This window comes from Undibacterium sp. 14-3-2, from assembly GCF_016595265.1.
Classification (GTDB): domain Bacteria; phylum Pseudomonadota; class Gammaproteobacteria; order Burkholderiales; family Burkholderiaceae_D; genus Undibacterium; species Undibacterium aquatile.
Genome location: NZ_JAENGS010000005.1, coordinates 206769 through 222538, shown reverse-complemented (window position 1 = coordinate 222538; position 15770 = coordinate 206769). Strand labels below are relative to the sequence as shown.

The window sequence follows — 15770 nt, the reverse complement described above, 5'->3', positions numbered from 1 at the left end:
TGACGACCATGCAAGCTGAGTCGGATATTGCATTTATGCGTCTGGCTTACGAGCAGGCAAAGCTCGCATGGGCGGCCGGGGAGGTGCCGGTCGGCGCTGTGGTGGTAAAAGAGGGCGTGGTGATCGCAACGGGCTACAACCGTCCGATTGTGGATCATGACCCTACCGCGCATGCCGAAATCATGGCCTTGCGCGCTGCCGCAGATGTACTCGGAAATTACCGTTTGCCCGGATGCGAGCTATACGTCACTTTGGAGCCTTGCGTGATGTGTGCCGGCGCGATGATGCATGCGAGATTGTCCCGTGTGATTTTCGCTGCACGGGATCCGAAAACCGGGGTCGCCGGATCGTTATTGAATATCTTTGATCAGACGCAGTTAAACCATCACACACAAGTGACGCCAGGCGTGCTCGCTGACGAATGTGCGGCACTGTTGAAAGATTTTTTTGCCAGTCGTCGTCAGGCGGCAGCGGCTCAGAAATTACAAGCGAGGGCGACCGTGTCGCCCTCTGTCCCCGAATAGCGGAACATCATGCAATTCACACTTCCTACATTAAAAGCGCCGGTTGGCATTGCTGTCGTCGCACCAAGTGGCGGGCCACTCGATGATGCTGCGGTTGTCCGCGGTCTCGACACTCTGCAGCGGCAAGGTTTTGTCGTGCAGAGTTATTATCAGCCAGAACAACGATTTCAGCGTTTCGGTGGCAGTGATGAGCAACGTGTCGCGCAGTTACACGCAGCAGCAAGTAACCCTGATGTCAGTATCGTGATGGCGTTGCGCGGCAGCTATGGTTTTTCACGGCTGTTGCCGCATCTGGACCTCGATTTGCTGGCGAATAGCGGCAAGGTGTTTGTCGGTTACAGCGATTTCACCTTAATGCATCAGGCTATGCTGGCGCGCGGAAGACTCAGTATTGCCGGGCCTATGCTGTACGGCGATTTCACCAGTGACAAACTGTCGGAATACACCTTATCGCAATTCATTCAGTGCATTTCTCATCAGCGTCATCAGGTCGGGTTTTCTTGTGCGGAGTCGTCTGCAATTGAAGTGCAGGGGCGTTTGTGGGGCGGCAATCTGGCGATGCTGACCCATATTATAGGAACGCCATACTGGACAGAAGTGGAAGATGGGATATTGTTTCTGGAAGATATAGGCGAACATCCTTACCGCGTAGAGCGCATGCTATTGCAAATGCATTTTGCAGGTATTCTTGAAAAGCAAAAAGCGATCGTATTAGGTGATTTTTCTGGCTATCAGCTGGCCGCGCATGATCGTGGCTATGATTTTTCTGAGATGCTCAACTACGTGCGCAGTGTCGTCGATGTGCCGGTGATTACAGGCTTACCTTTCGGGCATATTCCTGATCGCGCAAGTCTGGTTGTCGGCAGTGCGGCCACATTAAAAGTTGCTGATCAACAGGCACAACTCATCATGGATTATCAGTTGTAATTTTTTGTTTCAGTGCTACTGGAATAAGCCGTGACAGAATAAAAAAGCCGCCCAAATTATTGGGCGGCTTTCTCTTTTTACCGGTAGGTTATCGCGCAATTACTTGCCCGTTTTGAGACTTAATCGTCAGCGTAAATATCGTTATCTTTGGTTTCCTTGATGAACAAGGCGCCAATCACAAACGTCATCAATGCAATTACGATCGGGTACCAGAGGCCGTAGTAAATATCGCCTTTGAATGCCACCAGTGCAAACGCTGTTGTCGGCAGCAAACCACCAAACCAGCCATTACCGATGTGGTAAGGCAAGGACATGGATGTGTAGCGTATGCGTGTCGGGAACATTTCCACCAGCATCGCTGCAATAGGGCCATAGACCATGGTGACATAGATCACCAGAATGACCAGTAACACCAAGACCATCGGCTTATCGATCTGTTTTGGATCGGCTTTTGCAGGGTAGCCAGCAGCTTTGATTGCATCAGCCAATTCTTTGGAGAATGCTTTGTCTTTTGCTGTAGCTTCTTCTTTTGGCAAACTTGCTGCATTGAAAGAAGTAATGACTTTGTCACCAACTTTGACAGTAGCTTGCGTACCTGCAGGGGCAACTTCATTGGAGTAGTTGACCGATGCTGCCGCCAGTTTTGCTTTCACGATGTCGCAGGAAGAAGTGAATTTCTTCGTACCTGTCGGATTGAACTGGAATTGGCAATCGGCAGGATCAGCTGTCACAATCACTGGCGCATTTTTCAATGCAGATTCCAACGCTGGATTTGCGTAGTGTGTCAGCGCGTTGAAAATCGGGAAGTAAGTTACTGCAGCAATCAGGCAACCAGCCAGAATGATAGGCTTACGACCAATTTTATCGGACAGTGAACCGAACACGATAAAGAACGGTGTACCGATGACCAGGGAAGCGGCGATCAACAGATTCGCTGTCGCTCCATCGACCTTCAATGTTTGTTGCAGGAAGAACAGTGCGTAGAACTGACCTGTGTACCAAACCACTGCCTGACCAGCTGTCAGACCAACCAGAGCCAGAATAACGATTTTCAGGTTTTTCCATTGACCGAAAGATTCAGTCAGTGGTGCTTTTGATGTTTTGCCTTCAGCCTTCATTTTCGCGAACGCTGGCGACTCGTTCATGGACAAGCGAATCCAGACGGAAATCGCCAGCAGGAACACAGACACCAAGAACGGAACGCGCCAGCCCCATGAAGCGAATTCTTCTTCGCCGATTGCCTGACGAGTACCGAGAATCACCATCAATGACAGGAATAAGCCAAGTGTTGCTGTGGTTTGTATCCATGCAGTGTAAGCACCGCGTTTGTCATGCGGAGCATGTTCTGCAACGTATGTTGCCGCGCCGCCGTATTCGCCACCGAGTGCCAGACCTTGCAGAATACGCAAAGAGATCAGAATAATCGGTGAGATAATGCCCCAGCTTGCATAGCCCGGCAGCAGACCGACGCAGAAGGTGGAACCGCCCATGATCAGAATCGTGACCAGGAAAGTGTATTTACGGCCTATCATGTCGCCGAGGCGACCGAATACCAGCGCGCCGAAAGGGCGAACGATAAAGCCGGCGGCGAATGCCAGCAAGGCAAAAATGAACGCAGTGTTAGGGTCGGTGCCAGCAAAGAATTGCTTAGCAATGATGGCTGCCAGTGAGCCATACAGATAAAAGTCATACCATTCAAAAACGGTCCCCAGAGAAGATGCAAAAATTACTTTGCGCTCTTCCGCTGTCATTCCGCTTGACGTTGCAATAGGTGCTGTCGCCATGCTTGTCTCCTGATTTATGTTTTATATATAAAGTATGTTGGCAAAGCCTGTCATTGGTGGAAATAGAACTTCTGACATTTTTTGCACAACTTGAGTGTGCAAGCTGAAACTTACGGCATGCTTTCTTCAAACTTACAGAAACTTACAAGAGTGAAAATTTTTTCGATGATTTTTTGCCGGAAAAATAGGAATAAAATAAGCTGAAAATTTTGCGAACGGTCGTACTAAATTATGCTATTCTGCTTCGCAAGCAATCTATTCCGCTTCCGTTTTTATCTGCATTGCTGCGTCTTAATGTGGCTGAACGCAGAGAGGAATGTAGTAACGGGACAGTTTTGCAGGTGCATTACCTGCTCAGGTTGTGCAGATCAGTTTTTCAGTAGTCAGTTTTTAGTAGCACCAAGAATTACTTAAAATTCAACTTACAGGAGACACCCCATGAATGATGCAGTTATTGTTTCTACCGCCCGCACTGGTTTAGCTAAGTCCTGGAAAGGGGCTTTTAATATGACGCATGGCGCCACTCTCGGCGGGCATGTGTTAGCCGCAGCGATTTCCCGCGCCGGTATTGATTCAGCTGAAGTGGAAGATGTCATCATGGGGTGTGCGACACCTGAAGGTGCAACTGGCAGCAATATCGCCCGTCAGATCGCATTGCGTGGCGGTTGCCCTGTCACCACCAGCGGCATGACTGTGAATCGTTTTTGCTCGTCCGGTTTACAAACAATCGCGATGGCAGCGCAGCGCATTATTGCAGGTGAAGGTGATATTTATGCTGCTGGCGGCGTTGAATCTATTTCCTGCGTACAAAATGAAGCGAACACGCACATGCTGGTGGAGCCCTGGCTGAAACAGCACAAACCAGAAGTCTACTGGCCGATGTTGCAGACCGCAGAAACAGTGGCCAAACGTTACAACATTTCCCGCGAACGTCAGGATGAATACGGCGTACAAAGCCAGTTACGTGCAGCAGCAGCGCAAGCGGCCGGCCTGTTCAACGCTGAAATCGTACCGATGACCACAACCATGGGTGTGGCAGATAAAGCAACCGGTATGCTGGTGACACGCGAAGTCACGATCGCGGCTGATGAAGGCATTCGTGCAGATACGACGCTGGAAGCAGTATCAAAAATCCGTTCTGCTGTTCCAGGTGGTGTGATTTCTGCCGGTAATGCAAGCCAGTTTTCCGATGGCGCTTCGGTTGCTATCGTCATGAACAGTAAAGTGGCTGAAGCCAAAGGCTTGCAACCGCTGGGTATTTTCCGTGGTTTCGCTGTCGCTGGTTGCGAACCGGACGAAATGGGTATCGGCCCTGTGTTTGCGATCCCTAAACTGTTGAAAAAAGCCGGACTGAAAGTAGAAGACATCGGTTTGTGGGAATTGAATGAGGCATTCGCGGTACAAGTTTTGTATTGCGCCGACAAGCTAGGTATTCCTATGGACAGATTGAATGTCAACGGCGGTGCGATTGCGGTCGGCCATCCTTACGGTGTGTCCGGCGCGCGTCTGACGGGTCATGCCTTGATCGAAGGTAAGCGCCGTGGCGTGAAGTATGTGGTCGTGACGATGTGTATCGGTGGCGGACAAGGCGCAGCCGGTTTATTTGAAGTCGTCTGATAAAGTCTGGTCTTGGGAGTTCATGTGAGCTGGTGTCGTTGACACTGTCTTGCGTGAACTGTCTTATGGTCTTACTAACTGTCTGATTCAAGGTCTGATCACCATTTTCCGAAACTTCACCGGAACTGCCATGTCATCCAAAATTCTCTCCCGCCGCGACCTCGATTTTTTGCTGTACGAATGGCTGAACGTCGAATCCCTCAATCAACGTCCCCGTTTTGCTGAACACAGCCGTGAAACTTTCAGTGCGGCGCTCGATACCTGCGAACAAATCGCGACCGACTTATTTGCCACCCACAACAAGAAAAGCGACCAGAATGAGCCGCATTTCGATGGCGAAAAAGTGCATATGATTCCCGAAGTCAAAACTGCCCTGAACGCCTTTCGCGATGCGGGCTTACTGGCCGCCGGTCAGGACTTTGATTTCGGCGGTATGCAACTGCCCTGCGTGGTTGAAAAAGCCGGTTTTGCGTATTTCAAGGGTGCCAATGTCGGTACTGCCTCCTATCCGTTTTTAACGATAGGCAACGCGAACACCTTGCTGAAATGCGGCACGCCGGAACAAATCGAGTCGTATGTCAAACCTATGCTGGAAGGGCGTTTCTTCGGCACCATGTGTTTGTCCGAACCGCAGGCCGGTTCCAGCTTATCCGATATCGTCACCCGTGCCGAGCCGCAGGCCGATGGCAGTTTCAGACTGACCGGCAACAAGATGTGGATCTCTGCCGGTGAACATGAGCTGTCAGAAAATATTATTCATCTGGTGCTGGCAAAAGTGCCGGATGACAATGGCAAACTGATTCCCGGTGTCAAAGGTATTTCTTTATTTATCGTTCCTAAGTTCGTGTTGGACGAGCAGGGCAATCCGGGTGAGCGGAATGATGTGGTGCTGGCTGGCCTGAATCACAAAATGGGCTATCGTGGCACCACGAATTGCCTGCTGAATTTTGGTGAAGGCAAATACAAACCGCAGGGCAAAGCCGGTGCTATCGGCTTCCTGGTCGGCACTTTGCATCGCGGGCTTGCGAATATGTTCCACATGATGAACGAAGCCCGTATCGGTGTCGGTCTTGGCGCGGTCATGCTGGGCTATACCGGCTATCTGCACGCACTCGATTACGCCCGTAATCGTCCGCAGGGACGCGCGCCGCTGAACAAAGATCCGGCAGCACCGCAGTTGCCCATCATTCAGCATACGGATGTGAAACGCATGTTGCTGGCGCAAAAATCGTATGTTGAAGGCGGTCTGGCGTTGACGCTGTATTGCGCGCGACTGGTCGATGAAGAGCGCACTGGCACCATGCCGGAAGCGCGGCAAAACGCCAGTCTGTTGCTGGAAATTCTGACGCCTATCGCTAAATCCTGGCCTTCGCAATGGTGTCTGGAAGCGAATAATCTGGCGATACAAGTGCATGGCGGCTACGGCTACACCCGTGAATACAACGTCGAGCAGTTTTATCGCGACAACCGGCTCAATCCGATTCATGAGGGAACGCACGGCATTCAGGGGCTGGATTTACTTGGCCGCAAAGTTGTGATGCAAGATGGCGCTGCGCTCGAAGCACTGGGTACGGCGATACATAAAACCCTGTTAAAAGCCGCAACGCATCCTGAGCTGGCGGCCTACGACAAAGCGCTGGCGCGGGTGCTGCAGCGTCTTGCGCAAGTGACGCAGCAATTGCATGCCTGTGGCGACACCAATAAGACACTGGCAAACGCATCTGCCTATCTGGAAGCTTTCGGTCACACCGTGCTGGCGTGGATATGGCTGGAGCAGGCGTTGCTGAGTCTGCATAAAGAGGATGCGCATGATGCAGATTTTTATGCCGGCAAGCTGCAGGCGTGTAAATATTTCTTCCAGTGGGAATTACCGAAGGTACATCCGCAACTGGATTTACTCGCCAGCATCGATACAACGACCTACGACATGCAAGATAACTGGTTTTAATACTCCCGAGAGTATATTTTAAAGCCCAATGAATATAAGGAGATAAAGGGGATTTTGAAGGATACTCCCCCTTTATCCTCTTTTTTATCTCATTTTTCAGAACAAATTCCGGCATAAATTCGACATAAATTTTGACATAAACGGAGACGACCGATGAGCACAGCACGTACAGTTCAGCAATTATTCAATCTGAGTGGTAAAACCGCTCTGATCACGGGCGGTTCCCGTGGTCTGGGTTTGCAAATGGCGGAAGCGCTGGGTGAGCAGGGCGCCAGCATCGTTTTATCTTCGCGCAAGCAATCCGATCTGGATGAAGCCGTTGCGCATTTACAAAGCCGTGGTATTCAGGCCAGCGCCATCGCTGCAGATTTATCCAAAGAAGAAGCGGTGACGCCGCTGGTGGATGAGGCATTAAAACGTCTTGGGCATATCGATATTCTGATCAACAACGCTGGCGCTACCTGGGGCGCACCGGCGGAAGATTACCCGGTTGATGCCTGGGATAAGGTCATGAATCTGAATATCCGCAGTATTTTTTTACTGTCGCAGGCAGTCGGTAAGCGTTCCATGATTCCACGCAAATCGGGGCGGATTATCAACGTCGCTTCGATTGCCGGTCTGGCGGGCAATGCGCCGGGTACGATGCAGACGATTGCGTATAACACTTCAAAAGCGGCGGTGATCAACTTCACCCGCACGCTGGCCGGTGAATGGGGTGTCCACGGCATTACGGTCAATGCGATTGCACCGGGATTTTTCCCTTCCAAAATGACCAAGGGTTTGCTCGAACATCTGGGCGAAGAAAAAATCGCCAAAGAAGCGCCTTTGCAACGCATTGGTGATGACGAGGATCTGAAAGGTGTTGCCCTGTTGTTCGCTTCGGATGCTGGCAAACATATCACCGGACAGACGCTGGCGGTCGATGGCGGTGTGTCGGCGGTGTAAGTATGAGCAGCGAAACTCCAGCAGTGCAAGCATTGCAGCAGCCGAGCCAGACATTAAATCCTTTTCTGCATGATCTGGGTGTCGAATTTCTGGAAATGGAAGATGGTCACGCCAGGCTTTCGCTCGATCTGACGGAACGCCACATGAACAGCTGGCAGATCACTCACGGCGGCGTCATTATGACGATGCTGGATGTGGTGATGGCGATGGCTGGGCGTTCGCTGCATGAAGATCTGAAAGGCGTCGTCACGGTAGAAATGAAAACCAGTTTTCTGCAGCCGGGCGGTGTCGCCGGCGGTCGTATTGAGGCGCGTGGTAAGGCTTTTTATCAATCGACGACGATGTGCTTTTGCGAGGGCGAAGTCTGGAATGGCGACAGGCTCGTTGCGAAGGCGATGGGAACGTTTAAATATCTGCGCCGCCTGAAGTCGGGTGAGAACATGAAAAAGTTATACGGCAGTGACTAGAAAGGTTTGAGCTGACGAATGTGGTAAGGAGTGACTGGACGAAGAAGCCTGAGCCGCGTGAACGTACTGACTCTCGGCAAAAAAAAAGTAAAAACAAAAGTAAAAAGTAAAAGCAGTGCTTGCAAGTCCAACTAAAAAAACAGGAGACAACATGCAGCAGACTTTCACCACCACAGCGCTGGCAACGATACTTGGCGGACTCTGTATCAGCAGTGCCATCGCCCAGAGCAGCTTGCCCGACTCCGCTGCCACCGACCCGCAAAAGCTGGGCTGGATGCAGGGTTTTCCACCCGCGCCTGACAAGCTCGTTCAGTTCGCTAACGGCAGCAGCTATCAGTTCCCACGTACCCGCTGGTCGTTCTCACATTCCCGTGAGCTGGGGCCCACCGCGAATGTCTGGCATGGTGCCGGGCATGCTGCAGTGTTGCCGCAGGCATTGCAATCACTCGATGATCTGCGTTTTAAAGACGATAAAAATACCGAAATGCGCTGGGTAGATATGCTCACCAATACCTACACCGACAGCGTGCTGGTCATGCATAAAGGGAAGGTGATCTACGAAAAATATTTCGGTATCAGCAAACCTTATCTGCCACATATTGCGATGTCGGTCACCAAATCTTTTGTTGGCACTTTAGCGGCCATGCTGGCAGCCGAAGGAAAAATTAATCCGTCTGATCCGGTGACGAAATATATCCCTGAGCTCAAGGACAGCGCGTATGCCGATGCAACGGTGCGTCAGGTCATGGATATGACAATCGGTGTGCAGTATTCCGAAAATTACGCTGATCCAAAAGCTGAGATATGGGATTACGCGCGCGCCGGTGGTTTGCTGCCGACAGCACCCGGTTACAGCGGGCCTAAGAATTTTTACGATTTCCTGACTAAACTTAAAAAAGAAGGCGAACACGATCAGGCCTTTGCCTATAAGACCGTGAATGCAGAAGTGCTGGCGTGGATAGTACGCCGCGCGTCCGGCCAGTCTTTGTCTGATTTGATGTCGGACCGTCTGTGGCAGAAACTGGGTACCGAAAACGATGCCTATTTTGCGGTCGATAGTCTGGGCACGGAGCAGGGCGGTGGCGGTCTGAATCTGACCCTGCGCGATATGGGGCGTTTCGGTGAAATGATGCGTAATGGCGGTCAGTTTAACGGTCAGCAGATTATCCCGCAGGAAGTGGTCGCTGATATTCGCAAAGGCGGTGATCCTGCAAAGTTTGCTCAGGCAGGCTACAAAAATTTGCCTGGTTATTCTTACCGGAATATGTGGTGGGTAGGACATAACACCCATCAGACCTTTGAAGCGCGCGGCATTCATGGTCAGCGTATTTATATTGATCCGGTGGCTGAAATGGTCATCGTCAAATTTTCATCCCATCCAACCGCTGCGAATGGCGCGAGTGACCCTGTCACTTACCGTGCGTTTCAGGCGCTGGCTAATCATTTAATGAAGTGAGATTAATTTATGTCTTCTACTTATCAACGTATCGTTTTAGCTTCCCGTCCACAAGGTAATGTCAGGGCAGACAATTTCCGTCTTGAGACATTACCGGTACCAGAAATCAAGGATGGCGAAGTCTTAATCCGCAATCATTTCTTATCGCTCGATCCGTATATGCGTGGTCGTATGGAAGAAACGAAAAGCTACGCTGCACCACAGCCTTTAAATGAAACCATGATAGGCGGCACGGTCGGCGAAATCATCGCCAGCAACAATCCGCGCTTCGCTGTTGGCGATAAAGTGCTGGGCATGTTGGGTTGGACTGAAGTGGCCGTGTCCGACGGCGCATTGTTACGCAAACTCGATGCAGCGTCGCCGATTCCTTTATCGGCTTACCTTGGTGCTGTCGGTATGCCGGGCCTTACCGCGTGGTATGGGCTAACACAAATCATGCAACCGAAAGCCGGTGAAACCGTCGTCGTTTCTGCCGCCAGTGGTGCAGTTGGCAGTGTGGTCGGGCAATTGGCGAAGCAAATGGGTTGCCGCGTTGTCGGTATTGCCGGTGGCGCCGAAAAATGTGCTTACGTGGTCAATGAGCTGGGCTTTGATGCTTGCGTGGATTATAAGGCCGGCAATCTGGATGCCGATCTGGCGGCAGCAACGCCGGATGGCACTGATGCCGTTTTTGAAAACGTGGGCGGCGAAGTATTTGATGCGAGTCTGGCGCGCATGAATCCGTTTGGCCGTATTGCGATGTGCGGCATGATTTCTGGCTACAACGGCGAGCCGATTGCAATTAAAAATGCGCGTGCATTTCTGACGATGCGACTGACGATGCGCGGCTTCATCGTGTCGGAACACGTGGATTTATGGCCGCAGGGTCTGAAAGAACTCGGTACGCTGGTGGCGAGTGGAAAGCTGAAATTCCGCGAATCCATCGCTGAAGGAATTGCGCAGGCACCAGAGGCATTTATCGGCCTTCTGAAAGGTCAGAATTTTGGTAAGCAGCTCGTTAAGCTGAGCTGAAAAACAAACTCAAAAATAAATTCAACAACTGTGTGATCAGGGAGTGATATCCCATTTTCATTCGTAAAAATCAGGAGACAAAATGAAAGTATTTAAAGACAGAGTGGCCGTTATTACAGGTGCAGCCAGCGGTTTTGGTCGTGAATTTGCATTGATCGGTGCCCGTCTCGGCATGAAGCTGGTGCTGGCGGATGTGCAGCAAGATGCATTGGATAAGACTAAGGCCGAGCTGGAGCAGCTTGGTGCGCAAGTGATTGCGTTGCGTTGCGACGTCCGTCATGCCGAACAGGTGCAGGCGCTGGCGGATGCGGCGATGGAAAAATTCGGTGCGGTTCATCTGGTCTTTAATAATGCAGGTGTCGGCTCTGGTGGTCTGGTCTGGGAAAATACTCAGGCTGACTGGGAATGGGTATTGGGCGTGAATTTGTGGGGCGTGATTCATGGTGTCCGCATCTTTACCAATCTGATGCTGGAGTGTGCAAAAAAAGATCCGGAATACGAAGGCCATATCGTGAATACCGCATCAATGGCCGGGATGCTGAACGCGCCTACGATGGCTGTCTACAACGTTTCCAAACATGCAGTTGTCTCGCTGACTGAATCCCTGTATCAAGATCTGAAGCTGGTTGCAGCACCGATCGGCGCTTCAGTGTTGTGTCCTTATTTTGTACCGACCGGCATTTCACAATCGCACAGAAATCGTCCGGAAGATGTGCCTGGCGCAGCGCCAACGGCCAGTCAGCGTGCCGCGCAGGCGATGTCTGATAAGGCTGTTAGCTCGGGTAAAGTGACGGCACAGGAAGTCGCAGAAAATACGTTTAAAGCGATCAGCGATGAACAGTTTTACGTGTTCTCGCATCCGGGTGCCTTGAGTAATGTGCAGGAACGCATGGAAGATATCGTCTTGCAACGTAATCCGGGTGACCCATACAAGGCGGCACCGCATATCCGCGATATGCTCAGAGAAAAACTAAAGGTATAAATCAATAAAAAAATGAGTCAGGAAAAGTCGCTGTGAGCACGAAGAGCGCAAACTCAGGTGCTGACAGCGACGCTCTTATTTACAGATGATCCGGAGACACGATGACCGCAACGATAAAGGCAAATCAATTTGCCACTTTAGATAATGGTACCCGCCTGCATTACGCCAGCGCTGGCCAGCAGGGGCAACCGCTGATCTTATTTGTTCATGGCTTTCCTGAGTTCTGGTATGAATGGGCAGCGCAGTTACCCGAATTTGGTCGTGATTATTTTGCAGTCGCACCAGATTTGCGAGGATTTAATTTATCCGATATGCCTGCCGATCTGAGTGCCTACAAAGCAAAACATATTGTCGATGATTTGCGCTTACTGATTCAGCATCTGGGCTATCAGAAAGCCATTGTCGTAGCGCATGACTGGGGTGGTGCTGTCAGCTGGAATATGGCCATCGCCTTACCGGCGATGATAGAAAAACTGATCATCATTAATTCTCCGCATCCTTATCTGTTTATGCAGGCACTGGCGAATGATCCTGCGCAAAAAGCCGCGAGTGAATACATGAACTGGCTGCGCGCAACCGATTCTGAAACCGCGCTGGCAAAAGATGATTTCGCGTTGATGGATGGATTCTTTAACGGCATGGGGCAGGTGCAGGCGACCTGGTTTGATCATGCGACCCGTGCGCTGTATCACGATTGCTGGCGCAAGGGATTGTCAGGCGGAGTAAATTATTATCGTGCTTCGCCGCTGCACCCACCCACCGCTGAAAATCAGGGGCCTTTGCAATTACATCTGAATCCGGATGATTTTAAAGTGAATGTGCCAACCCGCATCATTTGGGGCGAGAACGATAAAGCCTTGCCGAAAACTCTTTTGAATGGTATCGAAGATTTCGTTACCGACGTGCGTATTGAGCGTATTGCAGAGGGTTCGCATTGGATTATTCATGAGCAGCCTGAACGCATCAATCAACTGATACGGCAGTTTCTTGCAGAATGAGTGTGTGCATCCGCGACATCAGCGGATGCACAACAACGATACACCGTAGTGATTTTTAACAGAGATTTATCATGGCAAGATCCGATTTCGCTTTTTTTCATGCCTTACGAGTGCGCTGGTCGGAAGTCGATATGCAGGCGATTGTTTTTAATGGGCATTACCTGACTTATTTCGATGTCGCCTTTACCGAATACTGGCGCGCCACAGGTTTGCCCAGCGCAATCATGCAGGCTAAAGAAGGCAAAGAATTGTTTGCCCGCAAGGCCGGCATAGAATACCTGGCGTCTGCCAGGTTTGATGATGTGCTGGATATAGGCGTGCGCTGTCAGACGATAGGTCGCTCGTCTATCCAGTTTTTGATTGAAATTTTTCGCGGTGAAGAACATCTTATTTCCGGTGAATTAACTTATGTGTACACCGATACCACACTGCGCAAGGGAGTTGCATTTCCGGCAGATTGGCGTGCGATAATCACCAGCTTTGAAAAATTGAAACCAGTAGAGTGACTTGTGATGATGACTCCCGCACGCATTGTTTTAGGTGATTGGACTACCTTGCAAAAAGACGCACAGGCAGTACGTTATTCTGTTTTTGTGATTGAGCAGCATATTCCTGTTGAGCTGGAATGGGATGTGATGGATGCTCAGTGTCTGCATGCTGTTGCTTACGATGAAGAGAATCAGGCGATAGGCACAGGCCGTTTGCTGCCTGACGGTCATATTGGTCGTATGGCTGTATTGGAGTCCGCCCGCAATTCCGGTGTCGGTGCGCAGATACTGCGTATCCTGATGGAGCAGGCAAAACTGCGCGGAGATTCCGGCGTGCGACTGAATGCACAGCAGACAGCTGAGAATTTTTACGCGAGAGAGGGGTTTTCACGCGATGGCGAGGTCTTCATGGAAGCCGGTATTCCGCACGTATCTATGTCTCATCCTTTGTGAACCGAAGAGATAGCGAATTGAGGATTGGAAATTTCCTTGTCTGACCCGGTAGAAAACACATCTTTGTAGCAGGCTCTGGCTGCATCCTTAAAAGCGCATCGTTTATACAGTGCGCTTTTTTATTTGTATTACGTTCACTTTACAAATTTGATGCAGGACAGAGACATCATCCCTGCAAAAATATTTTTGTGCGACGTATTTTCATATTTAAATTGACAAATATTGATATGTTATTAAATATGGTATTAGATTTACAAGTATTGATAAATTACATTTACGCATATGACAGTAGAGGATTAAAAAAACGATTCAGATAGTGAACTATACCGTATCAGACATTGAGTATTTCAGTATTCATTTCATTACCGGGAGACACAAATCATGAGAATTGAAGACACCAAGGTATCAAGTCGCTTAACCGCCGGATTTGGTCTGGTATTGAGTTGTTTGTTAATCGTGCTCGTGTTGGGAATCAGCTATCTGCATCAGATGAATAAGCGGATGGAGCAAATCGTTCACTTTAACGATGAGGAAATACGGTTGGCGCAGAGTATGTATCTGACGGTCACCGAGAGGGCATTGGCGTTGCGGAATTTGTTGCTGCTGACTGAACAAAAAGAGATACAGATAGAAGTTGATCGTATTGCTGCCCAGAATAAAAAATATCATGAAGCAGAGGACAAGCTAGAACTGCTGATGAAGCAGGACAAGGAAACGAATGATGCACAACTTAGTTCAATAAATAAGATTCGGGAACAAGCAAAATTATCTGAGCCTTTCATCGCTAAAAGTCTGCAATTAATTCAGCAAGGTAATAAAGATGATTCTTATAAGCTTCTGCGCTATGAATATCGTCCGGTACAAAAGAAATGGTGGGAACTGATCAATGATTTTATCGTAGATCAGGAAAAGGAGAATAAAGAAGCGGTCGTTAAAGCAGAAACAGATTATCGTGACGCACGAAAAATGCTGATCATATTGGGATTGCTGGCGATCCTGGTTGGCGTGGTCGCTTCGTGGCTGATTATCCGTAGCCTGCTGAGGCAATTAGGCGGCGAGCCACGTTATGCGGTAAAAATTGCAGAAAAAATTGCCGCAGGGGATCTGAGTGTCGAGATACAACTGGCCGCTGGCGACGAGCATAGTCTTATGTACGCAATGCGCGTCATGCGTGATGGTCTCGCTGATATTGTCGGTATGGTGCGCGCCGGTACTGAAACGATAGCATCAGCTTCAAAACAGATCGCCTCAGGAAATCTGGATTTGTCTTCCCGTTCAGAACAACAGGCCAGCTCGCTGGAAGAAACTGCTTCTTCAATGGAGGAGCTGACGTCAACTGTGAAGCAGAACACCGATAGTGCGCGTCAGGCAAATCAACTTGCGGTGTCCGCTTCAGATGTTGCCGTTAAAGGCGGTACCGTTGTTGCCGAGGTCGTCCAGACGATGGGCTCGATCAACGAATCGTCTCGTAAGATTGTCGACATCATCGGGGTAATTGATGGTATTGCTTTTCAGACCAACATTCTTGCACTGAACGCCGCCGTTGAGGCGGCTCGCGCAGGTGAGCAGGGGCGGGGTTTTGCCGTGGTTGCTACGGAGGTGAGAAGTCTTGCTCAGCGTTCTGCTGAAGCTGCCAGAGAGATTAAAAAGTTGATTGACGATTCGGTCAGTAAGGTGGAAATTGGTGCGAAACTGGTTGATCAGGCGGGATCGACCATGGTCGAAATCGTCAATAGTATTCAGCGCGTGACCAGCATAATGAGTGAAATCATGATGGCGACGCAAGAGCAAACCGCAGGCATCGAACAAATCAATGAGGCAATCGTTCAGATGGATGATGTGACGCAGCAAAATGCTGCACTGGTAGAAGAAGCTGCAGCTTCAGCGTCTGCGTTGCAGAATGAGGCGGATCATCTCAGCCAGCTTGTCAGTACGTTTCAGCTCGCTAATATGACAGCGAGCCCGCTTGCGGGCACCGAACCAGTCACAAAGCGTGTAACAACGACTTTGCCTGGTAAAAAAGCTGCTGTGCTGAGGGCGCAGACCTCAAGTATTAAAAGACTCAGGCAAGTGAATGATACTGCTCCTGAGAAAAAAGCGGCATCAGATGCCTGGGAAGAGTTTTGATGGTCGGGAGTCAGCTGAGAAGCGGTTGATTATAAATTGAAAT

The 15770-nt window shown here is 50.0% G+C and carries 14 protein-coding genes; 13 read left to right on the top strand and 1 reads right to left on the bottom strand.

The window, feature by feature from the left end; genetic code table 11:
- The first annotated feature begins 8 nt into the window (after positions 1 to 8).
- Both tadA and Undi14_RS12955 read left to right on the top strand, forming a co-directional pair.
- The gene (gene tadA, locus Undi14_RS12960) at positions 9 to 524 is read left to right on the top strand and encodes a tRNA adenosine(34) deaminase TadA (protein WP_200180890.1); all 516 of its coding nucleotides are present in this window, start codon (positions 9 to 11) and stop codon (positions 522 to 524) included.
- Between the two features lie 9 nt (positions 525 to 533).
- A complete protein-coding gene (locus Undi14_RS12955; RefSeq protein WP_200180699.1) occupies positions 534 to 1451 on the top strand; it encodes an LD-carboxypeptidase in 918 nt (305 codons plus the stop codon).
- Positions 1452 to 1570: 119 nt separating this feature from the next.
- Here Undi14_RS12955 and Undi14_RS12950 read toward each other — a convergent pair whose 3' ends face one another.
- Positions 1571 to 3235 carry an MFS transporter gene (locus tag Undi14_RS12950; protein ID WP_200180697.1) on the bottom strand — a complete coding sequence of 555 codons (1665 nt, stop codon included), beginning with the start codon at positions 3233 to 3235 and terminating at the stop codon, positions 1571 to 1573.
- 438 nt (positions 3236 to 3673) lie between these two features.
- Here Undi14_RS12950 and Undi14_RS12945 point away from each other — a divergent pair, with 438 nt between their 5' ends.
- The 11 genes from Undi14_RS12945 (at position 3674) to Undi14_RS12900 (ending at position 15727) form a co-directional block, all read left to right on the top strand.
- Positions 3674 to 4852: an acetyl-CoA C-acyltransferase gene (locus Undi14_RS12945; RefSeq protein ID WP_186885483.1), complete on the top strand. Its 1179-nt coding sequence runs from the start codon at positions 3674 to 3676 to the stop codon at positions 4850 to 4852.
- Positions 4853 to 4982: 130 nt separating this feature from the next.
- Positions 4983 to 6800: an acyl-CoA dehydrogenase gene (locus Undi14_RS12940; RefSeq protein WP_200180695.1), complete on the top strand. Its 1818-nt coding sequence runs from the start codon at positions 4983 to 4985 to the stop codon at positions 6798 to 6800.
- Positions 6801 to 6953: 153 nt separating this feature from the next.
- The gene (locus tag Undi14_RS12935) at positions 6954 to 7745 is read left to right on the top strand and encodes an SDR family oxidoreductase (protein ID WP_186897275.1); all 792 of its coding nucleotides are present in this window, start codon (positions 6954 to 6956) and stop codon (positions 7743 to 7745) included.
- Between the two features lie 2 nt (positions 7746 to 7747).
- A complete protein-coding gene (locus Undi14_RS12930) occupies positions 7748 to 8212 on the top strand; it encodes a PaaI family thioesterase (protein ID WP_186897276.1) in 465 nt (154 codons plus the stop codon).
- A gap of 151 nt (positions 8213 to 8363) precedes the next feature.
- A complete protein-coding gene (locus tag Undi14_RS12925) occupies positions 8364 to 9668 on the top strand; it encodes a serine hydrolase (protein ID WP_200180692.1) in 1305 nt (434 codons plus the stop codon).
- A 9-nt stretch (positions 9669 to 9677) separates the two neighbouring features.
- A complete protein-coding gene (locus Undi14_RS12920) occupies positions 9678 to 10679 on the top strand; it encodes an NADP-dependent oxidoreductase (RefSeq protein ID WP_200180690.1) in 1002 nt (333 codons plus the stop codon).
- A gap of 82 nt (positions 10680 to 10761) precedes the next feature.
- Positions 10762 to 11661 carry an SDR family oxidoreductase gene (locus tag Undi14_RS12915; protein ID WP_186885477.1) on the top strand — a complete coding sequence of 300 codons (900 nt, stop codon included), beginning with the start codon at positions 10762 to 10764 and terminating at the stop codon, positions 11659 to 11661.
- A gap of 101 nt (positions 11662 to 11762) precedes the next feature.
- The gene (locus Undi14_RS12910; RefSeq protein WP_200180688.1) at positions 11763 to 12659 is read left to right on the top strand and encodes an alpha/beta fold hydrolase; all 897 of its coding nucleotides are present in this window, start codon (positions 11763 to 11765) and stop codon (positions 12657 to 12659) included.
- A gap of 71 nt (positions 12660 to 12730) precedes the next feature.
- Positions 12731 to 13165, top strand: coding sequence for a thioesterase family protein (locus tag Undi14_RS18270; protein ID WP_234030586.1), 435 nt, complete (start codon positions 12731 to 12733; stop codon positions 13163 to 13165).
- Between the two features lie 6 nt (positions 13166 to 13171).
- Entirely contained in the window at positions 13172 to 13600 is a 429-nt protein-coding gene (locus Undi14_RS18265; protein ID WP_370589951.1) for a GNAT family N-acetyltransferase, read from the top strand.
- Positions 13601 to 13981: 381 nt separating this feature from the next.
- The gene (locus tag Undi14_RS12900) at positions 13982 to 15727 is read left to right on the top strand and encodes a methyl-accepting chemotaxis protein (protein ID WP_200180686.1); all 1746 of its coding nucleotides are present in this window, start codon (positions 13982 to 13984) and stop codon (positions 15725 to 15727) included.
- The last annotated feature ends 43 nt before the right edge of the window (positions 15728 to 15770 follow it).